This is a genomic window from Pseudomonas sp. TE31087, assembly GCF_057284075.1.
Window position 1 is genome coordinate 3,847,869 of the sequence record NZ_JBXVNN010000001.1, and the last position, 23,112, is coordinate 3,870,980.

Consider the following 23,112-nt stretch of genomic DNA (forward strand, 5'->3'; position numbering starts at 1 on the left):
ATACAAGTTAACAATAACAGGATTTCACCGATGTCCGCCTACTTCGCCGAACGCGCCCTGCTGCCCTCGGGCTGGGCCCGCAATGTCCGCCTGGAGGTCGCCGCCGATGGCCGGCTGACCTCGATCGAAGCCGATGCCAGCGCCGATGGCGCCGAGCGCCTGGCCGGGCCGTTGCTGCCGGGCATGCCCAACCTGCACTCGCACGCGTTCCAGCGGGCCATGGCGGGGCTGGCGGAAGTGGCCGGCAACCCCAACGACAGCTTCTGGACCTGGCGCGAGCTGATGTACCGCCTGGTCGGCCGGATCACCCCGGAGCAGTTGCAGGTGATCGCCCGCCAGCTGTACATCGAGATGCTCAAGGCCGGCTACACCTCAGTGGCCGAGTTCCATTATGTCCACCATGACCAGAACGGCCAGGCCTACGCCGACCCTGCCGAGCTGTCGCGCCGCATCAGCGCCGCCGCCAGTGCCAGCGGTATCGGCCTGACCCTGCTGCCGGTGCTGTACAGCCATTCCGGCTTCGGCGGCCAGGCCCCCAATGACGGCCAGCGGCGCTTCATCAATTCCACCGAGCAGTACCTGCGCCTGCAACAGCAGCTTGCTCCAGTGCTGGCAAAGCAGCCAGCGCAGCAACTGGGGCTGTGCTTCCATTCCCTGCGCGCCGTGACGCCGGGCCAGATCGCCGATGTGCTGGGCGCCAGTGATGCGGCCTGCCCGGTGCATATCCACATTGCCGAGCAGCAGAAGGAGGTCGATGACTGCCTGGCCTGGAGCGGCCGCCGTCCACTGCAGTGGCTGTATGAGCATGTCGAAGTCGATCAGCGCTGGTGCCTGGTCCACGCCACCCACGCCGAAGCCGACGAAGTCGCCGCCATGGCCCGCAGCGGCGCGGTGGCAGGGCTGTGCCTGACCACCGAGGCGAACCTGGGCGACGGGATCTTCCCGGCGGTGGACTACCTGGCCCAGGGCGGGCGCATGGGCATCGGCTCGGACAGCCATGTGTCGCTCAGCGTGGTCGAGGAGCTGCGCTGGCTGGAGTATGGCCAGCGCCTGCGCGACCAGCGGCGCAACCGGCTGTATCGCGGCGACCAGCCGATGGTGGGCCGTACCCTCTACGATGCCGCGCTGACTGGCGGCGCCCAGGCGCTGGGGCAAACGATCGGCGAGCTCGCCGTGGGCAAGCGCGCGGACTGGCTGGTGCTCGATGGACAGGATCCGTATCTGGCCGTGGCGGACGGCGATGCCATCCTCAACCGCTGGTTGTTTGCGGGCGGCGACCGCCAGGTGCGCGATGTGATGGTCAACGGACGCTGGGTGGTGCGCCAGGGGCGGCATGGCCAGGAAGAGGAAAGCGCGGTGGCGTTTGTGGCAGTCCTGCGCCAACTTCTGGCCTGAACGCGGGTCCTGTAGGAGCGGCCTTGTGTCGCGAAAGGGCCGCATAGCGGCCCCGGCGATATGTGCATTGACACTGAAATCCTGGGGGCGCTTCGCACCCCTATCGCGACACAAGGTCGCTCCTACAGGGACCGCGTCAGTCTGCAGCTCAATGCCGGACAACAATCTGCTTGTCGGGCGTCCGCCAGATCAGCCGATTGGTGTCATACCCCTGCTGCCGCGCCTTGGCCAGCAGGTTCTCGCGCTCCCAGGCCGGCAGCGAAGGCGTACGCGAAAGAATCCACAGGTACTTGCGATCCGGGCTGCCGACAATCGCCGTACGGTAGCGCTCGTCGACGAACAGGATCCAGTAGTCGCCCTTGGCCACGCCCGGCACCAGGCGGGTGAACCAGTTGTCGAACTCCACCCACAGCTTGTCGGTGTGCCCGGCCTCCTGCGGCGTGGCATGGCCTTCGGCGCGCAGCCACTCGTCGCCCATGGTGCGGCAGCGATTGAGCACGCCGACCGTGCCGTCGGGCTTGAGGTTGTAGTGGGCTTCAGATTGGGCACAGCCATCCTGGTACTTCATCGGCAGGCGCGCCAGCTCGAACCATTTGCCCTGGTAACGCTTGAGGTCGACCGCACCTGCGGTCTTCGGCGCCAGCGGGTCGGTGGCCGAGGTGGCGCAGCCACCCAGCAGCATCACCAGGCACACGCCCAGCAGCAGGTGCAGACGCCTCATTTGAGGCCCTGCCCGGAATACATCAGGACCTTGTCCGCCGCGTACTGCACGCTGATGAAGCTCTTCTCGTCACCCCAGGTGCAGCTGCTCATGCCCAGCGCCCCGGAGCACTCCTTGGGCGAGCCGAGCAATTGCTCGACCTCGGCCTTGTTCATGCCGGCCTTGAGCTTGGAATAGTTTTCCTGGTTGATCTTGCTGCAGGCGGTCAGGACGACGCACAAGGACAACAGGGCGAGGGAACGCAACGACATGAAGGGACACTCCTGGAGGTGGATACGCAGGTACGAGGGCCTGCAGGGAGCTTAGAAGGGAAAAAGGCTCCTCGGTTCCCTGGCGGCCCAGGTTTCGTTGTGCGCCGTTGGTCGCCTGGCGCGCAAACGATTAATGTTTTATTCCTGCGCGTCGACATAGAGCGGTGGTGTGGCCTTTTGCCGCACCCCTCCCCTTCGTGCCCGTGCGCAGATTCCAAGAAAAATGACCAAGAACCTCAAGTTCAGCCACAAGATCCTGCTGGCCGCCGCCCTCGTGGTGGCCGTCGCCTTCACTTGCTTCGTCCTGTTCAACGACTACCGGCAGCGCCAGTCGCTGCGCAGCGACACTGAATCGACGTTGCAGTCACTGGGCAACCTGACCGCGGGCAACATCCGCACCTGGCTAGACAGCCGCATCCAGCTGGTGAACTCGGTGGCCCAGCAGATCGCCGTCGACGGCCCGGCCAAGAACAGCCTCGACCGCATCCTGGCGTTGCCGGTATACAGCGGCAACTTCATCCTCACCTACTTCGGCGGCCAGGACGGCAGCATGCAGTCGGTGCCGGTGGGCAACCGCGCCGCCGACTACGACCCGCGCGTGCGCGGCTGGTACAAGGCGGCCAGCGCGGCGGGCCAGACCATCGTCACCGAGCCGTACATCTCGGTCTCGGCCGGCAAGCTGGTGATCACCCTGGCCACCCCGGTGCAACAGGGCGGGCGCATGATCGGCGTGAGCGGTGTCGACACCGACCTGCAGACCATCAGCAATCCTGATCAACACCCTCGACTTCGGCGGCCACGGCCATGCCTTCATCGTCAACGGCGAAGGCAAGGTGCTCATCCATCCCAAGGGCGAACTGGCGCTCAAGACCCTGGCCGATGTCTACCCCGGCAGCGACCTGCGCATCGGCAGCGGCCTGAAAGAGGTCGAGGTCGAGGGCCGCCGGCAGTTCATCAGCTTCACCCACGTCGACGGCGTGCCGTCGGCGGACTGGTACGTGGCGCTGGTGCTGGACCAGGACGCGGCCTTCGCCATGCTCGGCGAGCTGCGCACCTCGGCGCTGGTGGCGACGCTGATCGCGGTGGTGGTGATCATCGCCCTGCTCGGCCTGCTGATCCGTGTGCTGATGGAGCCACTGCACGTCATGGGCCGCGCCATGCGCGACATCGCCGAGGGCGAGGGCGACCTGACCCGGCGCCTGAACATCCACGCCCAGGACGAGTTCGGCAGCCTGGCGCAGTCGTTCAACCGTTTCGTCGAGCGGATCCACGAGTCGATCCGTGAAGTGGCCTCGGCCACCGGCCAGGTGAATGCCGTGGCCGGCCAGGTGGTCAACGCCTCCAACGCCTCGATCCACAATGCCGACCAGCAATCGAGCCGCACCAGCAGCGTGGCCGCGGCGATCAACCAGCTGGGTGCCGCCGCCCAGGAAATCGCCCAGAACGCCGCCCTCGCCTCGCAGCACTCCAGCGCCGCCCGCGGCCTGGCCGAGGAAGGCCAGCAGGTGGTCGGCGAGACCATCGACGTGATGAACCAGCTGTCGGCGCGCATCAGCGACGCCAGCGGCAATATCGAGACGCTGAACAACCACACGGCGAACATCGGCCAGATCCTCGATGTGATCAGCGGCATCTCGCAGCAGACCAACCTGCTGGCGCTCAACGCCGCCATCGAGGCCGCCCGTGCCGGCGAGGCCGGGCGCGGCTTCGCGGTGGTCGCGGACGAGGTGCGCAACCTGGCCCACCGTACCCAGGACTCGGCGCAGCAGGTGCAGCGCCTGATCGAGGAGCTGCAGGCCGGCGCCCAGGTGGCGGTCAGCACCATGAACCAGAGCCAGCAGCACAGCGATCGCAGCGTGGGCATCGCCAACCAGGCCGGCGAGCGCCTGGGCAGCGTTACCCAGCGCATCGGCGAGATCGACGGCATGAACCAGTCGGTGGCCACCGCCACCGAGGAGCAGACGGCCGTGGTCGAGTCGATCAATGTCGACATCAACGAGATCAATACGCTGAATCAGGAAGGGGTGCACAACCTGCAGAGCACGTTGCGTGCCTGCACCGACCTTGAGCATCAGGTCGAGCGGTTGAAGCATCTGGTGGGGAGTTTCAGGATCTGATTCGGTAACGTGGGAGCGGGCTTGCCCCGCGATTGCGATGTCAGACCCACCATCGCTATCGCGGGGCAAGCCCGCTCCCACGCCCTGTCACGAAGCCTTAAAAGCGGGACCCAGGCTCCAGCAAGAAATCCATCTCCTCGCTGGTACTCGGCCGCTCCAGCACCAGGTTGCGGTGCGGGAAGCGCCCGAACCTGGCAATCACCCGCTGGTGCTGCTCGGCATAGTCGAGGAAGCCTTCGAACAACCGGCGATTGGCCTCGGGCTGTTCAGCCAGCAGCATCTGGTAACGCTCGACACACAGGTTCTGCCAGTCCAGCACCTCGGCGTGCTCCAGCACCAGCAGCACGAACACCCGCTGGATCGGCAGCAACTGGTAGTCCCAGCCCTTCTGCAGGCCCTGCATGGCCACCACCTGCGCCCGCCGATCGCCTTCGAAGGCGCGCGGCGTGTCGCGGTGGATCATGCGTGGCAACTGATCCAGCAGGATCAGCAGGCCAAGCCAGCCCTGCGGGCTCTGCTGCCACTCGTCGAGCCCGCCCGAGAGGGCCTGCTCGACCAGGTGGCCGAACTGGGCCTGGGCTTCGGCGTCATGGTGCTTGCCGAACCACAGCGTGTTCTTCTCGTCAGCCACGGCCTGGGCACTGCTGCCCCAACCGAACCACCACTCCAGCAACGGCTGCCAAGGTGCGAGCATGACTTACTCCTTGTGGTAGGCGGTGACGCGCTCGACCTCTTCCTTCGAGCCGAGGATCACCGACACGCGCTGGTGCAGGCTCTCCGGCTTGATGTCGAGGATGCGCTCGTAACCGTTGGTGGAGGCGCCACCAGCCTGTTCGATGATGAAGGACATCGGGTTGGCTTCGTACATCAGGCGCAGCTTGCCCGGCTTGCTCGGCTCACGGGCGTCGCGCGGGTACATGAACAGGCCGCCACGGGTCAGGATGCGGTGCACATCGGCCACCATCGAGGCGATCCAGCGCATGTTGTAGTTCTTCTTCAGCGGACCGGTCTCGCCGGCCAGCAGCTCGCCCACGTAGCGCTGCACCGGGGCTTCCCAGTGACGCTGGTTGGACATGTTGATGGCGAACTCGGCGGTGGTTTCCGGAACGCGGATGTTCTCGTGGGTCAGGACGAAGCTGCCCAGCTCGCGGTCCAGGGTGAAGCCCTTGACGCCGTTGCCCAGGGTCAGGATCAGCATGGTCTGCGGGCCGTAGATGGCGTAACCGGCGGCGACCTGCTCGGTGCCTGGCTGCAGGAACGCTTCTTCGTTCAGGCTTTCGTTCTGGCTCAGGTACTGGTTAGGGCAACGCAGTACCGAGAAGATGGTGCCGACCGAAACGTTGACGTCGATGTTCGACGAACCGTCCAGCGGGTCGAAGACCAGCAGGTAGGCGCCTTTCGGGTATTTGCCCGGGATCTGGTAGGCGTTGTCCATTTCCTCGGACGCCATGCCGGCCAGGTGGCCGCCCCACTCGTTGGCCTCGAGCAGGATGTCGTTGGAGATCACGTCGAGCTTCTTCTGCACTTCGCCCTGCACGTTTTCGGTGCCCATGCTGCCCAGCACGCCGCCGAGGGCACCCTTGGACACGTGGTGGCTGATCTCCTTGCACGCACGCGCCACCACCTCGATCAGGAAGCGCAGATCGGCAGGGGTATTGTTGCTGCGGGTCTGCTCAATCAGATAGCGACTCAGGGTAACGCGGGACATGTATGGCTCCGAAAGGAATAGGGGGAGAAAAACCCCCGCAGTTTACAGGGAGAGTTGCGGGCTAGCGAGCAAAGAGACTTGCCTGGGCTGTCAGACGGCACATTAGGTCGGTAGTTCAGCCCGCGCCAGGCCGATAGTCGGCATCAGCCTAATTCGCGGGTGAACCCGCTCCCACAGGTACTGCGCAGGCTTTGAAACCTGTGAGGTCCCTGTGGGAGCGGGTTTACCCGCGAATGGCCTCACCTCAATCCAACGCCTTCCAGATCTCGGTCGCATACTCACGAATGGTCCGATCCGACGAGAACCAGCCCATCCGCGCGGTATTGAGCACTGCCATGCGCCACCAGTCCTGCGGCGCGTGCCACAGCTCCTCGACCCGCCGCTGGGCGTCCCAGTAGGCATCGAAGTCGGCGCATACCAGGAAGCGGTCATAGGCGATCAGCCCGTCCACCAGCCCGGCGTAGCGCGCCGGGTCGTCCGGCGAAAACACGCCGCTGCGGATCGCCTGCAGCACATCGCCCAACCGATGGGAGGCGGCAATCGCCGCAGCGGCGCCGAAATCGCCGCTGCGCTTGCGCGCCTCCACCTGCTGGGCGGTCAGGCCGAAGATGAACATGTTTTCGGCGCCCACCTGCTCGCACATCTCGACATTGGCGCCATCCAGGGTGCCGATGGTCAGCGCGCCATTGAGGCCGAACTTCATGTTGCTGGTACCGGACGCCTCGTAGCCGGCGGTGGAGATCTGCTCGGACAGGTCCGCCGCCGGGATGATGCTCTCGGCCAGGCTGACGTTGTAGTTGGGCAGGAACACCACCTTGAGCTGGCCACGCACCGTGGGGTCGTTGTTGACCACCCGGGCGATGTCGTTGGCCAGCTTGATGATCAGCTTGGCCTGGTGGTAGCTGGCCGCCGCCTTGCCGGCGAAGATCTTCACCCGCGGTACCCAGTCGGTCCCGGGGTCATTGCGCATCGCCTGGTACAGCGCCACCGTATGCAACAGGTTGAGCAGCTGGCGCTTGTACTCGTGGATGCGCTTGACCTGGACGTCGAACAACGCCTGCGGATTGACCGTCACCCCCAGCCGATCCTGGATGATGCTGGCCAGGGCGCGCTTGCTGTGCAGGCGCTGGGCGGCGAACTGCTTGCGGAAGGTGGCCTTGTCGGCGAAAGGCGCCAGCCCCTTGAGCTTGCCTTCCGGGTCGTCCAGCACCTGCGGACCAAGCGCCTCGATCAGCATCGCCGTGAGCTGCGGGTTGGACTGGTACAGCCAGCGACGGAAGGTGATGCCGTTGGTCTTGTTGTTGATCCGTTGCGGGTAAAGCTTGTGCAGTTCGGCGAACACCGTGCTCTTCATCAGCTTGCTGTGCAGCGCCGACACGCCGTTGACGCTGTGCGAGCCGAGAAACGCCAGGTTGCCCATGCGTACCCGGCGGCCATTGTCCTCCTCGATCAGCGACACCGCGCGCAGCACATCGAAGTCGTGCAGGCCTTTGGCCCGCAAGGCATCGATATGGTAGGCGTTGATCAGGTAGATGATCTGCATGTGCCGCGGCAGCATGCGCTCCATCAGCGCCACCGGCCAGGTTTCCAGGGCCTCGGGCAGCAGGGTATGGTTGGTGTAGGCCAGGGTTCCGACGGTCAGCTCCCAGGCTTTGTCCCAGGGGATTTCGTGCTGGTCCACCAACAGGCGCATCAGCTCGGCCACGGCGATCGACGGGTGGGTGTCGTTGAGCTGGATCGCTGCGGCATCCGGCAGGTTGAGCAGGTCTTTATGCATGTTCAGGTGGCGGCGCAACAGGTCCTGCAGCGAGGCCGAGACGAAGAAGTATTCCTGGCGCAGGCGTAGTTCCTGGCCGGCCTCGGTGCTGTCGGCCGGGTACAGCACCCGCGAGATGCTCTCGGCGCGGGCCACCTCGGCCACTGCGCCCAGGTGGTCGCCGGCGTTGAAGCGCTCCAGGTGCAGTTCTTCCAACGCCCGGGCCCTCCATAGGCGCAGGGTATTGACGCTGGCGCCGCGCCAACCAACCACCGGCGTGTCGTAGGCCACCGCCCGCACCGTCTCGCCCGGCCACCAGACCTGGCGCTGCTGGCCATTGCCCTCGTGCACGGTTTCGACACTGCCGCCGAAGCTGATCGGATAGATCACCTCGGCGCGCTCGAACTCCCAGGGGTTGCCGAAATCCAGCCAGTTCTCGGTCTGCTCCTGCTGCCAGCCATCGACTACCGCCTGGCGGAACAGGCCATGCTCGTAGCGGATGCCGTAACCATGGGCGGCGATGCCCAAAGTCGACATGCTCTCCATGAAGCACGCCGCCAGGCGCCCGAGGCCGCCATTGCCCAGCGCCGCATCGGGCTCGAGCAGGCGGATGCGCTCGAGGTCCACGTCCAGCCCCTGCAACGCCTCACGGGCGATCTCCAGGTAGCCGAGGTTGCTCAGGCTGTCGTACAGCAAGCGACCGATGAGGAATTCGAGGGAGAGGTAATAGACACGCTTCTGGCTGCGTCGGTAGGCCCGCCGGGTATGGTCCATCCAGTGATCGACCATGTGGTCGCGGGCGGCCAGGGCGATGGCCTCGAACCAGTCGTGGTCGAAAGCGTGTTCCGGGTCCTTGCCGACCGCGTAGGTCAGCTTGGCCAGCACGGCGGCGCGAAAGGCCGCCACCTCTGCACTATGGTCCTTTTCGTCACGGGCTTCGGTTTCCTGGGACATGAGGCATCCTCGGGCAAATGGGCGAAAGCGCAGGGAGATTGTTCAGCCTAGACGCTCTGACACGGAGCGACAGCGACGGTTCGCGGTTTTCATCCACCGCTGGCGAAACCGGCAAAAGGTTGTTCACAAATTGAACAACTCCGGTATCATCGCGCGCCCCAAAACCGTGATTTCCCTTGCAAGAATAAAACCGCAACCATGAAACCGACCCTGATCGCCGCCGCCGAAGTCGACCGCCTGGAGACCTGGCAGCGCTATGCCAGCCACATGTGCGGTGGCTGCCACTCGACCTGCTGCACCCTGCCGGTGGAGGTGAAGATCAAGGATCTGATCCGCATCGGCGTGGTGGACGAGTTCGAAAAAGACGAACCCCCGAAAAACGTGGCCAAACGCCTGCAGAAGGAAGGCATCATCGAGCGTTTCAACCAGAAGTCGGGGATCTTCACCCTGACCCGGATGAGCAACGACGACTGCATGTATCTGGACCGCAAGAGCCGGCTGTGCACCATTTATGACAAGCGCCCGGACACCTGCCGCAATCACCCGAAGATCGGGCCGCGGCCGGGGTATTGTGCGTACAAGCCCAAGGTGGCTACCCGCTGATCCTGTTTTGTTTTTGAAATCCCGGGGCTGCTGTGCAGCCCTTTCGCGACACAAGGCCGCTCCTACAGGGGACCGCGATCTCCTGTAGGAGCGGCCTTGTGTCGCGATGGGCCGCAAAGCGGCCCCAAATTCTCAAGGCAAACAAAAACGCCCCCGGCCTTTCGACCGGGGGCGTTTTCATTCAGCCTGAACTAATGACTCAGTTCTTGGCTTTCTTGGCAGCGCGGGTACGCTCGCCTTCGTCGAGGATCTTCTTGCGCAGACGGATCGACTTCGGCGTGACTTCGCACAGCTCGTCGTCCTGGATGAATTCCAGGGCCTGCTCGAGGGTGTGGCGAACCGGCGGAACCAGGGCGATGACTTCATCCTTGCCCGAAGCACGCATGTTGTCGAGCTTCTTGCCTTTGGTCGGGTTCACGCCCAGGTCGTTGTCACGGCTGTTCAGGCCGATGATCTGACCGTTGTAGATCTCCTGGCCGTGTTCAACGAACAGCTTGCCGCGAGCCTGCAGGGTCTCCAGCGAGTAGGTCAGTGCCTTGCCGGTCTCGACCGAAACCAGGACACCGTTCAGGCGGCCGGACATCTGGCCCGACTTCATGGTGTCGTAGCGATCGAAGATCGAGGTCAGGATGCCTGCACCGTTGGTCAGGGTCAGGAACTGGTTACGGAAACCGATCAGACCACGGGCTGGAATGTTGTATTCCAGGCGCACACGGCCCTTGCCATCCGGAACCATGTTGGTCAGGTCGCCTTTACGCAGGCCCATCTCTTCCATGACCTTGCCCTGGGATTCCTCAGGGATGTCGATGGTGACGTTCTCGAACGGCTCCTGCTTGACGCCGTCGACTTCGCGGATGATCACTTCAGGACGGCCTACGGCCATCTCGAAGCCTTCACGGCGCATGGTTTCGATCAGTACCGACAGGTGCAGCTCACCACGGCCCGATACCTTGAACTTGTCAGGGGAATCGGTTTCCTGAACGCGCAGGGCAACGTTGTACAGCAGCTCCTTGTCCAGACGGTCCTTGATGTTACGGCTGGTGACGAACTTGCCTTCTTTACCGCAGAACGGCGAGTCGTTGACCTGGAAGGTCATCGAAACGGTTGGCTCGTCAACGGTCAGCGGCTTCATCGCTTCTACCGCATCCGGGGCGCACAGGGTGTCGGAGATGAACAGCTCGTCGAAGCCGCTGATGCAGACGATGTCGCCAGCCTGGGCTTCTTCGACGTCCACACGGTGCAGACCGTGGTGACCCATCAGTTTCAGGATACGGCCGTTACGCTTCTTGCCGTTGGTGTCGATGGCGACAACCGGGGTGTTCGGCTTGACGCGACCGCGGGCAATACGGCCAACACCGATAACGCCGAGGAAGCTGTTGTAGTCCAGTGCGGAGATCTGCATCTGGAACGAGCCTTCACGGTCAACGTCCGGCGCCGGTACGTTGTCGACGATCGACTGGTACAGGGCGGTCATGTCTTCGCCCATGGCGGTGTGGTCCAGGCCGGCAATGCCGTTCAGGGCCGAGGCGTAGACGACTTTGAAGTCCAGCTGTTCATCTGTGGCGCCGAGGTTGTCGAACAGGTCGAAGATCTGATCCAGAACCCAGTCAGGACGCGCGCCCGGACGGTCGACCTTGTTGATCACGACGATCGGCTTCAGGCCGGCTTCGAAGGCCTTCTTGGTCACGAAGCGGGTTTGCGGCATCGGGCCGTCTTGCGCGTCGACCAGCAGCAGCACGGAGTCGACCATCGACATTACACGCTCGACCTCGCCACCGAAGTCGGCGTGGCCGGGGGTGTCGACGATGTTGATGTGGTAGCCGTTCCAGTTGATGGCGGTGTTTTTCGCCAGAATGGTAATGCCGCGCTCTTTTTCCTGGTCGTTGGAGTCCATGACGCGCTCGTCGTTGAGCTCGTTACGCTCCAGGGTGCCGGACTGGCGCAGGAGTTTGTCGACCAGGGTGGTTTTACCATGGTCAACGTGGGCAATGATGGCGATGTTACGCAGATTTTCGATCACAACTGTATCTCGATCAGAGGATTCGGTTGCCGCCAGTGTAGGCGGCCAATATGTACTGTTTAAGGCTCAGCGGGCCCGGCGGTCGGGAGGGCGATGGCGGATGCTGCCGCCATACAGCCCTGGCGTCTTATGTCGGACGATAAACACGCACATTGGCATGTCCCTCACTGAGCAGGTGGTGTGCGTGCAGACGGCTCATCACACCCTTGTCGCAATACAGCAAGTACTGGCGCGTGGGATCCAGATGCTTGAACTTGCTGTTGATCGCATAGAACGGCATGGCCTGGACTTCGATACCTTCCAGCGCCAGGGGTTCGTCTTCCTGGGCATCAGGGTGACGAATGTCGATGACGATCTGGCCTGGCAGCGCCTCGGCCACTTCCTCGACTTCGATGTCCTTGCCCAGCTCATCGATCACGTGGTCGATGGAAATGAACCTGGCGCGCTCCAGGGCACGCTCCAGCACTTCCATCTCGAATTGCTTCTCTTCGTGCTCCATGCGGTGACGCTTGGCATGGGTGGTCGGGTTCACCGAGATCACGCCGCAGTACTCGGGCATGTGCTTGGCGAAATCGGCGGTGCCGATCTCGGTAGCCTGGTCGATGATGTCCTGCTTGTGGCTGGCCAGCAGCGGGCGCAGCACCAGCTTGTCAGTGGCCGAGTCGATGATCGACAGGTTCGGCAATGTCTGGCTGGACACTTGGGAAATCGCCTCGCCGGTCACCAGGGCGTCGATCTGCAGGCGGTCGGCCATGCGCGCAGCCGCGCGCAGCATCATGCGCTTGAGCGTGACGCCCATGTAGCTGTTGTCGACCTTGTTGAGGATTTCGCCGACCACTTCCTCGAACGGCACGCTGATGAACAGCACGCGCTGGCTGCTGCCGTACTTCTTCCACAGGAAATGGGCCACTTCCATCACACCCAGTTCGTGGGCGCGACCACCGAGGTTGAAGAAGCAGAAGTGAGTCATCAGGCCCCGGCGCATCATCTGGTAGGCCGCCACGGTGGAGTCGAAGCCACCGGACATCAGCACCAGGGTCTGCTCCAGGGCGCCCAGCGGATAACCACCGATGCCGTTGTGCTGGTTGTGGATCACGTACAGGCGCTGGTCGCGGATCTCGATGCGTACCAGCACCTCTGGCTTCTTCAGCTCGATACCGGCTGCGCCGCACTGCTGGCGCAGCTGGCTGCCGACGTAGCGGTCGACGTCCATCGAGGTGAAGTCGTGGTGGCCGCCGCGCTTGCAGCGCACGGCGAAGTGCTTACCGGCCAGCAGGTGGCCGAAGTGGTGCTTGCACTTGGCGACGATGTCGTCGAAGTCGCCCAGCGGGTATTCCTCGACCTGCAGGAAGTGGGTGATACCCGGGGTGCAGGACAGGCGCTCGATCATCTCACGCTGGATCTTCTCGTCCTCGACGCGGGTGACCACCTCGAGATTGTCCCAGACACCGTCAACCGCGAGCTCGGGATCCAGGTCCTTGAGCACGTTGCGGATGTTCTTGGCGAGCTGGCGGATGAAGCGCTTGCGCACCGGCCGGCTCTTGATGGTGATCTCTGGGAAGACTTTGACGATAAGTTTCATTGGTTTAACAGCGCGCGCAGGGCCTGCCGAAAATAGGGGGCGCGAATTATAGCGGAAATCGCTCAAGGTTTGAGCAACTTTTGTACAGAAGGTGCGATTTATGTTGGCCGCACCACCCCTCGTCGGCCTGCTGCGCGGGAGCGGGCTTGCCCCGCGATAAGGCCCGCACCAGCACAAGAGCACCATAATGGTGCATGGCCACCAAAAAACGCATCTTATGAGTGCAAGGCTACACTCCACATCTTCGTGAAATGCCCGCCAACGCCCCCTTTCATCCCACGCTCGCCATTTTTGGGCACTGGCATGCAATTTGCTCCCTTGTGAGGCAGGTACGCTTGGCCGACTATCCGCGCCCAGCGACACCCTTTTTCCAGGGCAGCGGCCAACTGCGCCCTAGACCATCCGGAGGACAACATGTCGAAGTCGGTTCAACTCATCAAAGATCATGACGTCAAGTGGATTGATCTGCGTTTCACGGACACCAAGGGCGTTCAGCATCACGTGACCATGCCGGCGCGCGATGGCCTGGACGAAGACTTCTTCGAAGTCGGCAAGATGTTCGACGGTTCCTCCATCGCTGGCTGGAAAGGCATCGAAGCCTCCGACATGATCCTGATGCCGGTCGACGACACCGCCGTGCTGGACCCGTTCACCGAAGAGCCGACCCTGATCATCACCTGCGATATCGTCGATCCGTCGAGCATGCAGGGCTACGATCGCGACCCGCGCGGCATCGCCAAGCGCGCCGAAGAGTACCTGAAGAGCACCGGCATCGGTGACACCGTATTCGCAGGCCCCGAGCCTGAGTTCTTCATCTTCGACGAAGTGAAGTTCCAGTCGGACATCTCCGGCTCGATGTTCAAGATCTTCTCCGAGCAAGGCTCGTGGATGACCGGCGCTGACGTCGAAGGCGGCAACAAAGGCCACCGTCCGGGCGTGAAAGGCGGCTACTTCCCGGTTCCGCCGTTCGACCACGACCACGAAATCCGCACTGCCATGTGCAACGCCCTGGAAGAAATGGGCCAGACCGTCGAAGTCCACCACCACGAAGTGGCGACTGCCGGCCAGAACGAAATCGGCGTCAAGTTCAACACCCTGGTGAAGAAAGCTGACGAAGTACAGGCCCTGAAATACGTCGTGCACAACGTTGCCGACGCCTACGGCCGTACCGCCACCTTCATGCCCAAGCCTCTGTACGGCGACAACGGCTCGGGCATGCACGTGCACATGTCGATCTGGAAAGACGGCAAGAACACCTTCTCCGGCGAAGGCTATGCCGGCCTGTCCGATACCGCCCTGTACTTCATCGGCGGCATCATCAAGCACGGCAAGGCCCTGAACGGCTTCACCAACCCGTCGACCAACTCCTACAAGCGTCTGGTCCCAGGTTTCGAAGCCCCGGTGATGCTGGCCTACTCGGCGCGCAACCGTTCCGCCTCGATCCGTATTCCTTACGTCGGCAGCCCGAAAGCCCGCCGTATCGAAGCACGCTTCCCGGACCCATCGGCCAACCCGTACCTGGCCTTCGCGGGCCCTGCTGATGGCCGGCCTGGACGGCATCCAGAACAAGATCCACCCAGGCGATGCCGCCGACAAGAACCTGTACGACCTGCCGCCTGAAGAGGCCAAGGACATCCCGCAGGTGTGCGGCAGCCTGAAGGAAGCCCTGGAAGAGCTGGACAAGGGCCGTGCGTTCCTGACCAAGGGCGGCGTGTTCTCCGACGACTTCATCGATGCCTTCATCGAGCTGAAGAGCGAAGAAGAGATCAAGGTCCGCACCTTCGTGCACCCGCTGGAATACGAGCTGTACTACAGCTGCTGATCTGATCGGCGCCCCGCGTCGATGACATCAGGACGGCCTCCCTCGGGAGGCCGTTTTCATTTCCGGATCGAATCCCTCGGGGGCAAACCGCACGCCCTCTGTGGGAGCGGGCTCACCCGCGCGGAGGCCATTGGCTCCCAGCCAAAATCAAAACCTCACCCTCCGGGCTATGCTCTATATTGGTGCACTATTTTCGGGCATGCCCCGTGATGCACCCCAATATGGTTCAAGTGAAACGTTTAACCTGGACTTTCTGTTCCGAATTTGCGCAATAACAGGTGTTTATCCGGGTTTCTCGCTTCTTTTCGGAGCCTTGGTTTGTTTCTTGCATTTTCACGGTACCAAGCGCACCACCCGCGCCAGCCCATGTGCCAAAAGAGGTCAACGACGCCCCATGACCATCAGCGATGCACAGCACCGTCTGCTCCTGGACAACCTGACCACGGCCACGCTGCTGCTCAATGCCGAACTGCGCCTGGAGTACATGAACCCGGCGGCGGAGATGCTGCTGGCCGTCAGCGGCCAGCGCAGCCACGGGCAGTTCATCAGCGAGCTGTTCACCGAATCGACCGAGGCGCTCAATTCGCTGCGCCAGGCGGTGGAGCAGGCGCACCCGTTCACCAAGCGTGAAGCGCAGCTGACCTCGCTGACCGGCCAGACCATCACCGTCGACTATGCCGTGACCCCCATCCTGCATCTAGGCCAGACCCTGCTGTTGCTGGAGGTGCATCCTCGCGACCGGCTGCTGCGCATCACCAAGGAAGAGGCCCAGCTGAGCAAGCAGGAGACCACCAAGATGCTGGTGCGCGGCCTGGCCCACGAGATCAAGAACCCCCTCGGCGGCATCCGCGGCGCGGCCCAGTTGCTGGCCCGCGAACTGCCGGAAGAGAGCCTGCGCGACTACACCAACGTGATCATCGAAGAGGCCGACCGCCTGCGTAACCTGGTCGACCGCATGCTCGGCTCGAACAAGTTGCCGTCGCTGGCCATGACCAACATCCACGAGGTGCTCGAGCGCGTGTGCAGCCTGGTCGAGGCCGAGAGCCAGGGCTGCATCACCTTGGTGCGCGACTACGACCCGAGCCTGCCGGACGTGCTGATCGACCGCGAGCAGATGATCCAGGCCGTGCTCAATATCGTGCGCAACGCCATGCAGGCCATCGGCGGGCAGAACGAGCTGCGCCTTGGCCGCATCACCCTGCGCAGCCGCGCCGTGCGCCAGTTCACCATCGGCCATGTGCGCCACCGCCTGGTCGCCAGGATCGAGATCGTCGACAACGGCCCCGGCATCCCAGCGGAACTGCAGGACACCCTCTTCTATCCCATGGTCAGCGGCCGTCCGGACGGTACCGGGCTGGGCCTGGCCATCACCCAGAACATCATCAGCCAGCACCAGGGCCTGATCGAGTGCGAGAGCCACCCCGGCCACACCACCTTCTCGATCTACCTGCCCCTGGAACAAGGAGCCACCGCCCCATGAGCCGAAGTGAAACCGTCTGGATCGTCGATGATGATCGTTCCATCCGCTGGGTCCTGGAAAAGGCCCTGCAGCAGGAAGGCATGACCACCCAGAGCTTCGACAGCGCCGACGGCGTCATGGGCCGGCTGGCCCGCCAGCAGCCGGACGTGATCATCTCGGACATCCGCATGCCGGGTGCCAGCGGCCTCGACCTGCTCGCCCAGATCCGCGAACAGCACCCGGGCTTGCCGGTGATCATCATGACCGCCCACTCCGACCTGGACAGCGCCGTGGCCTCGTACCAGGGCGGCGCCTTCGAATACCTGCCCAAGCCGTTCGATGTCGACGAGGCGGTGTCGCTGGTCAAGCGCGCAAACCAGCATGCCCAGGAGCAGCAAGCCCTGGAAGTGCCCCAGGCGCTGGCCCGCACGCCCGAAATCATCGGCGAAGCGCCGGCGATGCAGGAGGTGTTCCGCGCCATCGGTCGCCTAAGCCACTCCAACATCACCGTGCTGATCAACGGTGAGTCCGGCACGGGCAAGGAGCTGGTGGCCCACGCCCTGCACCGCCACAGCCCGCGTGCGGCGTCGCCGTTCATCGCCCTGAACATGGCGGCGATCCCCAAGGACCTGATGGAATCCGAGCTGTTCGGCCATGAAAAAGGCGCCTTCACCGGCGCCGCCAACCTGCGCCGCGGCCGTTTCGAGCAGGCCGACGGCGGCACGCTGTTCCTCGACGAGATCGGCGACATGCCCGCCGACACCCAGACCCGCCTGCTGCGGGTACTGGCAGATGGCGAGTTCTACCGGGTCGGCGGCCATGTGCCGGTGAAGGTGGACGTGCGCATCATCGCCGCCACCCACCAGAACCTCGAGTCGCTGGTGCAGGCCGGCAAGTTCCGTGAAGACCTGTTCCACCGCCTCAACGTGATCCGCATCCATATCCCGCGCCTGGCGGACCGACGCGAGGACATCCCGGCCCTGGCCCGCCACTTCCTCGGCCGCGCCGCCCAGGAGCTGGCGGTGGAACCCAAGCTGCTCAAGCCGGAGACCGAGGAGTTCATCCGCAACCTGCCCTGGCCGGGCAACGTACGCCAGTTGGAGAACACCTGCCGCTGGATCACCGTGATGGCCTCCAGCCGCGAAGTGCTGGTCGGCGACCTGCCGCCGGAACTGCTCAACCTGCCCCAGGACGCAGCGCCGGTGACCAACTGGGAGCAGGCCCTGCGCCAGTGGGCCGACCAGGCCCTGGCCCGTGGCCAGTCGAGCCTGCTCGACAGCGCCGTGCCCAGTTTCGAGCGGATCATGATCGAGACCGCACTCAAGCATACGGCCGGGCGTCGTCGTGATGCGGCGTTGTTGCTGGGGTGGGGGCGAAATACCTTGACGCGCAAGATCAAGGAGTTGGGGATGAAGGTGGATGGGGGGGATGATGATGAAGGTGATGAGCACTAATTTTTGATTGCGCTTAATAAAAGAGAGGGCCAGTCATGGCCCTCCTGGACCAGCTGCATCCAGAAACCAGTTCCGATTTGTCTGAGATCTCATGACTACTTTGAGCATGACTAAGGAGGTCAGCTTAAATCCCTCAATTGATTACCTGCCTCCACTACTTCACGAAACGCGGCGTCAACCAAACGTTCACCTTCAGTTGACTTCGGCCACCTACCCTGAGCAATATCTTCGTTAATCCCAGCTTTAATTTCATTCTGTATGGCTATCACTCTATTAGCTTCCTTTCCCGTCTTATTCTTAATGTAATAGTGCGGGTCTTTTGCCTGTTTGTTTTCGCGCCTTTTTGCTAATTTTCCGATCCCCCATGCCGCCAGGCCGACCCCCACACTAACCAATCCCACGGCCGGAATCGCCGGCCCACCGGCGAGGCCAACCACAGCGGCAGCAGCTCCAAGCACAGGTACGGCAACAGCGCTTGTTTCGCCAACCTCTCTTGTCAACGTTGGCTTCACCTGATTCAGGACAGCGGGATCGGTGGAGTTGCGTTGCATAAGCTGTATATCAGCCCTCGCATGAAGGGTCTGATGCAGGTTCTTTCCTGCATCCCTGGCAGTGACCAAGTTCAACGTGGTCGCTAACACCAGCTCTAGTGTCTGCCCACTAGGGTCCCAACGATTGACAGGATCACCACTGCAATAGATATATGCATTTATCCCGCCCTTACCAAATGGACTTAACTGATCTGGCGATTGAAAACGCAGCACCCCTGCAGAATAACAACGTCGGCCATTTCCCAATGGATAGCTGCCCGTCTCCCTATCGCCAGGTTGTCCGCAAAAACCGAGCATCGGCCCATCTGAAACGGTAGTAGCACCATAGGGCGTATATGCTCTGGAGAAATTGCTCCCCCCAAACGGTGATCGCTGGTGATCAAGCATCGGCAAGTACAAACTCATGAACAGTCACTCCCGCAGGACCATGAATCATGAGTCAAAAGCTAACCGAGGCTGGCAGTGTCCGGTACTGGCAAATTTATCAGGTTCGACAGGTGCCTACCGCGCCTCCCTCCCTTCTACCGGGATAGAGCCCATTTGCACCGTTGCTGTGCTGCGCGCACCAGCAAAAGGCAGATTTGCCTTCAAAACTCCTCAAAGAGTGGCCGGAACACCGCATTTCTGGGCCTGTACCAGACCTGGCACGCTCCCTGCTAGGTACCCAGTACCTCCAGTTTTGGGGACCTCGGTACAGGCAGGCCGGGAAATCCCCTCTTTTATTCGTGCAGCCTCACCTGCACCCGCCAGCGCCCCGCCTCCTCCGTCGCGTTCCACTCGCCACGCAGGGGGCGTGCGGCCACCACGGTCAGCACCAGCCCTTCCTCGCTCTTCTGCAGGCGCCAGCCCACCGGCTTGCCCTGCAGGCTCAGCTGGCCACGCTGTACCTTGCCCTGGGCCTCGAACACGATGGCCACGGTGCCCTGGACGTTCTCGCCATGCAGCCTGGCCTCTTCGTTGAACCACAGGTCCAGGCCATCCTGCACCACCTGCACCTGCTCGAGCACCCGCTCCTCCGGAGTGGTCAGGCGCCCGATCATCATGCCGACCATCAGCCCGACGATGGCCAGCGACAGGATCACCCGCGGGAAGGCCTTCGAACGCGGGTCGGGTTCGGGGGTAGAATGCCCGTCATCTTCATGCTTGGAGCCGTGCATGTTTCACGTCATCCTTTTTCAACCAGAAATTCCGCCGAATACCGGCAACATCATCCGCCTGTGCGCCAACAGTGGCTGCGACCTGCACCTGATCGAGCCGATCGGCTTCGAACTGGACGACAAGCGCCTGCGCCGGGCAGGGCTGGACTACCATGAGTATGCCACGCTCAAGCGTCACCAAAGCCTGGCCGAATGCCTGGAAAGCCTGAATCAGCCAAGGCTGTTCGCCTTCACCACCAAGGGCTCGCACCCGTTCCATGAGGTCGAGTACCAGCCAGGCGACGCTTTCCTGTTCGGGCCTGAAAGCCGTGGCCTGCCGGCCGAGGTGCTGGACAGCCTGGCCCCCGAGCAGCGCCTGCGCCTGCCGATGCGGCCAGGGTGCCGGAGCCTGAACCTGTCCAATACCGTGGCGGTGACGGTGTACGAGGCGTGGCGGCAGCAGGGGTTTGCCTGAAAGGACCTATCGCGGGGCAAGTCGCATCGGCGCACCGCCGCTCCCACGCCTGGCTCCCACGCCTGAAGAGCTTTCGTGGGAGCGGGCTTGCCCCGCGATGACTGACACACCGACGAACAAAAAAGGGCGACCGAAGTCGCCCTTTATCGTTGCAGCAATCACTGCACGGTCGGCACTTCACCGGCTTCCTGCATGCGCTGCATTTCTTGCGCGTACAGGGCGTCGAAGTTGACCGGCGACAGCATCAGCGCCGGGAACGAGCCACGGGTCACCAGGCTGTCCAAGGTCTCGCGGGCGTACGGGAACAGGATGTTCGGGCAGAACGCGCCGAGGGTGTGGCTCATCGAGGACGCGTCCAGATTGGCGATCAGGAAGATGCCGGCCTGCTGCACTTCGGCGATGAAGGCCACTTCGTCACCATTCTTGACGGTCACCGACAGGGTCAGCACGACTTCGTGGAAGTCGCCTTCCAGGGCTTTCTGACGGGTGTTCAGGTCCAGCGAGACGCTCGGCTCCCACTGCTGGCGGAAGATCTGCGGGCTTTTCGGGGCCTCGAACGACAGATCGCGCACGTAGATGCGCTGCAGGGAGAATTGTGGAGCGGTGGCGTCAGTGGCGCCGTTGGTCTGTTGCTCGGTCATGGCAGATCCTTTTCCTAATGTTCTTGAATGCAGTGCGAATCAGGCCGCCAGCAGCGCGTCGAGCTTGCCCGCGCGCTCCAGGGCATAGAGGTCATCGCATCCACCGACGTGCGTGCTGCCGATCCAGATCTGCGGCACCGAGGTACGGCCGGCCTTCTGGCTCATTTCGGCGCGAACCTGGGGCTTGCCGTCGACCTTGATCTCCTCGAACGCCACGCCCTTGCTCTCGAGCAGGTACTTGGCGCGCATGCAGTAGGGGCAGTAGTCGCTGGAATAGACGATGACGGGCTTCATATCACTTCACCAGGGGCAGGTTATCGGCTTTCCAGCTGGAAACGCCACCGCTGAGCTTGGCGGCGGTGTAACCAGCCTTGAGCAGTTCGCGGCACAGGGTGCCGGACTGCTGGCCCATCGCGTCGACGACGATCAGGGTCTTCTCTTTGTGTTTTTCCAGCTCGCTCATGCGGCCGGCGACTTTGTCCTGGGGAATGTTCAGCGCACCGACGATATGCCCGGCCGAGTATTCCTTGGCGGTACGGATATCGATCACCACGGCCTTGTCGGCGTTGACCAGCGCGGTCAGCTGGCCGTTGCTCAGGCTCTGGCCGCCACGGCGGACTTCATTGATCAGCAGCAGGACCAGCAGGACGACGAAAATGGCCACCAGGATGTAGTGATCTGTCGCGAATTGAATCAGGTGAGCAACCATCAGGGGTGTTCCAGGCGATTGAAAATGGCGGCCAGTATACACAGCGCCCCATGACCGCCAAAGCCCACCGGGCTGGCGGTAAACGCGTCTTCATGTTGCATGCCTGACCGCGCCTGTCGGGCAAGGGGAGGAATATTCGCCGTCGCTGGCGGATTTGCCCTAAAATGCGTGTCTTTATCATCTTTGAACAACCGTGAGTTTGATTGATGACGAGTACGCCTAAACCCCTGGTCCTGATCATCCTGGATGGCTTCGGTCACAGCGAAAGCCCCGAATACAACGCCATCTTCGCTGCCAACACGCCGGTCTACGACCGCCTGCGCGCCACCCAGCCGCATGGCCTGATCTCCGGTTCCGGCATGGACGTGGGGCTGCCCGACGGGCAGATGGGCAACTCCGAAGTCGGTCACATGAACCTCGGCGCCGGCCGCGTGGTGTACCAGGACTTCACCCGGGTGACCAAGGCCATCCGTGACGGCGAATTCTTTGAAAACCCCGTGCTCGGCGGCGCGGTGGACAAGGCCGTCGGCGCCGGCAAGGCCGTGCACATCCTCGGCCTGCTCTCCGACGGCGGCGTGCACAGCCACCAGGACCACCTGATCGCCATGGCCGAGTTGGCCGCGCAGCGTGGCGCCGAGAAGATCTACCTGCACGCCTTCCTCGACGGCCGCGACACCCCGCCGCGCAGCGCCCAGTCGTCCATCGAACTGCTCGACGCCACCTTCGCCCGCCTGGGCAAGGGCCGCATCGCCAGCCTGATTGGCCGCTACTACGCCATGGACCGCGACAACCGCTGGGATCGCGTACAAGCCGCCTACAACCTGATCGTCGACAGCACCGCCGAATTCACCGCCGACAGCGCCCTCGCCGGCCTGCAAGCCGCCTACGCCCGCGAGGAGAACGACGAGTTCGTCAAGGCCACGCGCATTGGCGAAGCCGTCAAGGTCGAGGATGGCGACGCGGTCATCTTCATGAACTTCCGCGCCGACCGTGCACGCGAGCTGTCCCGGGCATTCGTCGAGCCGGACTTCAACGAATTCCCACGCGCACGCCTGCCCAAGCTGGCGGCTTACATCGGCCTGACCCAGTATTCGGCGAAAATTCCGGCGCCTGCCGCGTTTGCCCCGTCCAGTCTGGACAATGTCCTGGGCGAATACCTGGCGAAGAACGGCAAGACCCAGCTGCGTATCGCCGAGACCGAGAAGTACGCCCATGTCACCTTCTTCTTCTCCGGTGGTCGCGAAGAGCCGTTCGAAGGCGAAGAACGCATCCTGATCCCGTCGCCGAAGGTCGCCACCTACGACCTGCAGCCGGAAATGAACGCTCCCGAGGTCACCGACCGCATCGTCGAGGCCATCGAGCAGCAGCGTTATGACGTGATCGTGGTCAACTATGCCAACGGCGACATGGTCGGCCATACTGGCGTGTTCGAAGCGGCGGTCAAGGCCGTCGAAGCCCTGGACATCTGCGTCGGCCGTATCGTCGAAGCCCTGGACAAGGTCGGCGGCGAAGCGCTGATCACCGCTGACCACGGAAACGTCGAGCAGATGGAAGACGAGTGCACCGGCCAGGCGCACACCGCCCATACCAGCGAGCCGGTGCCGTTCATCTATGTCGGCAAGCGCCAGGTCAAGGTCCGCGAAGGCGGCGTGCTGGCCGATGTGGCGCCGACCATGCTCAAGCTGCTGGGGCTGGAAAAGCCGGTCGAGATGACCGGCACCTCGATCCTGGTCGACCTGTAATCACTGCGTGGGAGCG

18 protein-coding genes and 2 pseudogenes are annotated in these 23,112 nt (G+C 63.0%); 8 read left to right on the forward strand and 12 right to left on the reverse strand.

Annotation, left to right across the window (positions count from 1 at the left end):
• Nucleotides 1–30 precede the first annotated feature (30 nt).
• Nucleotides 31–1,395 (forward strand): formimidoylglutamate deiminase, encoded by a 1,365-nt coding sequence (locus ACZ899_RS17330; RefSeq protein WP_234562258.1) that lies wholly within the window; start codon nt 31–33, stop codon nt 1,393–1,395.
• A 148-nt stretch (nt 1,396–1,543) separates the two neighbouring features.
• On the opposite strand, the gene ACZ899_RS17335 is transcribed toward ACZ899_RS17330, so the two are convergent.
• Together ACZ899_RS17335 and bamE are read right to left on the reverse strand one after the other, a co-directional pair.
• A complete protein-coding gene (locus tag ACZ899_RS17335) occupies nt 1,544–2,116 on the reverse strand; it encodes a lipocalin family protein (RefSeq protein ID WP_234562256.1) in 573 nt (190 codons plus the stop codon).
• A complete protein-coding gene (bamE, locus tag ACZ899_RS17340; protein ID WP_028688397.1) occupies nt 2,113–2,367 on the reverse strand; it encodes an outer membrane protein assembly factor BamE domain-containing protein in 255 nt (84 codons plus the stop codon). The genes ACZ899_RS17335 and bamE overlap by 4 nt, the downstream gene beginning before the upstream one ends.
• Nucleotides 2,368–2,590: 223 nt before the next feature.
• Here bamE and ACZ899_RS17345 point away from each other — a divergent pair.
• Nucleotides 2,591–4,484 (forward strand): annotated as a pseudogene (locus ACZ899_RS17345) (methyl-accepting chemotaxis protein).
• Nucleotides 4,485–4,581: 97 nt separating this feature from the next.
• On the opposite strand, the gene ACZ899_RS17350 reads toward ACZ899_RS17345, so the two are convergent.
• The 3 genes from ACZ899_RS17350 to ACZ899_RS17360 all read right to left on the reverse strand — a co-directional run bounded on the left by ACZ899_RS17350 (nt 4,582) and on the right by ACZ899_RS17360 (nt 8,902).
• Nucleotides 4,582–5,178, reverse strand: coding sequence for a DUF924 family protein (locus ACZ899_RS17350; protein WP_110735218.1), 597 nt, complete (start codon nt 5,176–5,178; stop codon nt 4,582–4,584).
• Nucleotides 5,179–5,181: 3 nt separating this feature from the next.
• Entirely contained in the window at nt 5,182–6,192 is a 1,011-nt protein-coding gene (locus ACZ899_RS17355; RefSeq protein WP_203648374.1) for a class 1 fructose-bisphosphatase, read from the reverse strand.
• Between the two features lie 244 nt (nt 6,193–6,436).
• Nucleotides 6,437–8,902, reverse strand: coding sequence for a glycogen/starch/alpha-glucan phosphorylase (locus tag ACZ899_RS17360; protein WP_232854940.1), 2,466 nt, complete (start codon nt 8,900–8,902; stop codon nt 6,437–6,439).
• Between the two features lie 198 nt (nt 8,903–9,100).
• On the opposite strand from ACZ899_RS17360, the gene ACZ899_RS17365 reads away from it, so the two are divergent.
• Complete coding sequence (locus ACZ899_RS17365) at nt 9,101–9,505, forward strand: YkgJ family cysteine cluster protein (RefSeq protein ID WP_203648377.1); 405 nt, start codon at nt 9,101–9,103, stop codon at nt 9,503–9,505.
• A gap of 199 nt (nt 9,506–9,704) precedes the next feature.
• On the opposite strand, the gene typA is transcribed toward ACZ899_RS17365, so the two are convergent.
• Together typA and thiI are read right to left on the reverse strand one after the other, a co-directional pair.
• On the reverse strand, nt 9,705–11,525 hold the full coding sequence (typA, locus tag ACZ899_RS17370) for a translational GTPase TypA (RefSeq protein ID WP_203648379.1): 1,821 nt from the start codon (nt 11,523–11,525) through the stop codon (nt 9,705–9,707).
• Between the two features lie 127 nt (nt 11,526–11,652).
• A complete protein-coding gene (thiI, locus tag ACZ899_RS17375; protein WP_234562252.1) occupies nt 11,653–13,107 on the reverse strand; it encodes a tRNA uracil 4-sulfurtransferase ThiI in 1,455 nt (484 codons plus the stop codon).
• A 414-nt stretch (nt 13,108–13,521) separates the two neighbouring features.
• Here thiI and glnA point away from each other — a divergent pair.
• The 3 genes and pseudogenes from glnA (at nt 13,522) to ntrC (ending at nt 17,842) form a co-directional block, all read left to right on the forward strand.
• A pseudogene (glnA, locus tag ACZ899_RS17380) lies at nt 13,522–14,929 on the forward strand (type I glutamate--ammonia ligase).
• A gap of 394 nt (nt 14,930–15,323) precedes the next feature.
• Nucleotides 15,324–16,409: a nitrogen regulation protein NR(II) gene (glnL, locus tag ACZ899_RS17385; protein ID WP_110735235.1), complete on the forward strand. Its 1,086-nt coding sequence runs from the start codon at nt 15,324–15,326 to the stop codon at nt 16,407–16,409.
• Nucleotides 16,406–17,842: a nitrogen regulation protein NR(I) gene (gene ntrC / locus ACZ899_RS17390; RefSeq protein WP_234562250.1), complete on the forward strand. Its 1,437-nt coding sequence runs from the start codon at nt 16,406–16,408 to the stop codon at nt 17,840–17,842. Before glnL ends, ntrC begins: the two co-directional genes overlap by 4 nt.
• A gap of 119 nt (nt 17,843–17,961) precedes the next feature.
• On the opposite strand, the gene ACZ899_RS17395 is transcribed toward ntrC, so the two are convergent.
• Together ACZ899_RS17395 and ACZ899_RS17400 are read right to left on the reverse strand one after the other, a co-directional pair.
• Complete coding sequence (locus ACZ899_RS17395) at nt 17,962–18,798, reverse strand: RHS repeat-associated core domain-containing protein (RefSeq protein WP_234562248.1); 837 nt, start codon at nt 18,796–18,798, stop codon at nt 17,962–17,964.
• Between the two features lie 314 nt (nt 18,799–19,112).
• Nucleotides 19,113–19,550, reverse strand: coding sequence for a hypothetical protein (locus ACZ899_RS17400; RefSeq protein ID WP_234562246.1), 438 nt, complete (start codon nt 19,548–19,550; stop codon nt 19,113–19,115).
• On the opposite strand from ACZ899_RS17400, the gene trmL reads away from it, so the two are divergent.
• A complete protein-coding gene (trmL, locus tag ACZ899_RS17405) occupies nt 19,549–20,004 on the forward strand; it encodes a tRNA (uridine(34)/cytosine(34)/5-carboxymethylaminomethyluridine(34)-2'-O)-methyltransferase TrmL (protein ID WP_028688410.1) in 456 nt (151 codons plus the stop codon). The genes ACZ899_RS17400 and trmL overlap by 2 nt on opposite strands.
• A gap of 158 nt (nt 20,005–20,162) precedes the next feature.
• Here the strand turns inward: trmL and secB are convergent, their stop codons facing one another.
• The 3 genes from secB to ACZ899_RS17420 are packed head-to-tail and all read right to left on the reverse strand — an operon-like array spanning nt 20,163 to nt 21,354.
• Nucleotides 20,163–20,645: a protein-export chaperone SecB gene (gene secB, locus ACZ899_RS17410; protein WP_203648402.1), complete on the reverse strand. Its 483-nt coding sequence runs from the start codon at nt 20,643–20,645 to the stop codon at nt 20,163–20,165.
• A 39-nt stretch (nt 20,646–20,684) separates the two neighbouring features.
• Nucleotides 20,685–20,939, reverse strand: a complete 255-nt coding sequence (grxC, locus tag ACZ899_RS17415; protein ID WP_003249204.1) for a glutaredoxin 3 — start codon at nt 20,937–20,939, stop codon at nt 20,685–20,687.
• Between the two features lies 1 nt (nt 20,940).
• Nucleotides 20,941–21,354: a rhodanese-like domain-containing protein gene (locus tag ACZ899_RS17420; RefSeq protein WP_028688411.1), complete on the reverse strand. Its 414-nt coding sequence runs from the start codon at nt 21,352–21,354 to the stop codon at nt 20,941–20,943.
• 206 nt (nt 21,355–21,560) lie between these two features.
• On the opposite strand from ACZ899_RS17420, the gene gpmI reads away from it, so the two are divergent.
• On the forward strand, nt 21,561–23,096 hold the full coding sequence (gene gpmI / locus ACZ899_RS17425) for a 2,3-bisphosphoglycerate-independent phosphoglycerate mutase (RefSeq protein WP_234562244.1): 1,536 nt from the start codon (nt 21,561–21,563) through the stop codon (nt 23,094–23,096).
• Nucleotides 23,097–23,112 lie beyond the last annotated feature (16 nt).

Bases quoted from the DNA above. Each gene is read 5' to 3' on its own strand.
- ACZ899_RS17420 (WP_028688411.1), bottom strand. From the start codon at position 21,354: ATGGTTGCTCACCTGATTCAATTCGCGACAGATCACTACATCCTGGTG.
- ACZ899_RS17365 (WP_203648377.1), top strand. From the start codon at position 9,101: ATGAAACCGACCCTGATCGCCGCCGCCGAAGTCGACCGCCTGGAGACC.
- bamE (WP_028688397.1), bottom strand. From the start codon at position 2,367: ATGTCGTTGCGTTCCCTCGCCCTGTTGTCCTTGTGCGTCGTCCTGACC.
- ACZ899_RS17400 (WP_234562246.1), bottom strand. From the start codon at position 19,550: ATGCACGGCTCCAAGCATGAAGATGACGGGCATTCTACCCCCGAACCC.
- thiI (WP_234562252.1), bottom strand. From the start codon at position 13,107: ATGAAACTTATCGTCAAAGTCTTCCCAGAGATCACCATCAAGAGCCGG.
- ACZ899_RS17395 (WP_234562248.1), bottom strand. From the start codon at position 18,798: ATGAGTTTGTACTTGCCGATGCTTGATCACCAGCGATCACCGTTTGGG.
- ACZ899_RS17335 (WP_234562256.1), bottom strand. From the start codon at position 2,116: ATGAGGCGTCTGCACCTGCTGCTGGGCGTGTGCCTGGTGATGCTGCTG.
- secB (WP_203648402.1), bottom strand. From the start codon at position 20,645: ATGACCGAGCAACAGACCAACGGCGCCACTGACGCCACCGCTCCACAA.
- gpmI (WP_234562244.1), top strand. From the start codon at position 21,561: ATGACGAGTACGCCTAAACCCCTGGTCCTGATCATCCTGGATGGCTTC.
- trmL (WP_028688410.1), top strand. From the start codon at position 19,549: ATGTTTCACGTCATCCTTTTTCAACCAGAAATTCCGCCGAATACCGGC.
- ACZ899_RS17355 (WP_203648374.1), bottom strand. From the start codon at position 6,192: ATGTCCCGCGTTACCCTGAGTCGCTATCTGATTGAGCAGACCCGCAGC.
- ACZ899_RS17330 (WP_234562258.1), top strand. From the start codon at position 31: ATGTCCGCCTACTTCGCCGAACGCGCCCTGCTGCCCTCGGGCTGGGCC.
- grxC (WP_003249204.1), bottom strand. From the start codon at position 20,939: ATGAAGCCCGTCATCGTCTATTCCAGCGACTACTGCCCCTACTGCATG.
- ACZ899_RS17350 (WP_110735218.1), bottom strand. From the start codon at position 5,178: ATGCTCGCACCTTGGCAGCCGTTGCTGGAGTGGTGGTTCGGTTGGGGC.
- ntrC (WP_234562250.1), top strand. From the start codon at position 16,406: ATGAGCCGAAGTGAAACCGTCTGGATCGTCGATGATGATCGTTCCATC.
- ACZ899_RS17360 (WP_232854940.1), bottom strand. From the start codon at position 8,902: ATGTCCCAGGAAACCGAAGCCCGTGACGAAAAGGACCATAGTGCAGAG.
- glnL (WP_110735235.1), top strand. From the start codon at position 15,324: ATGACCATCAGCGATGCACAGCACCGTCTGCTCCTGGACAACCTGACC.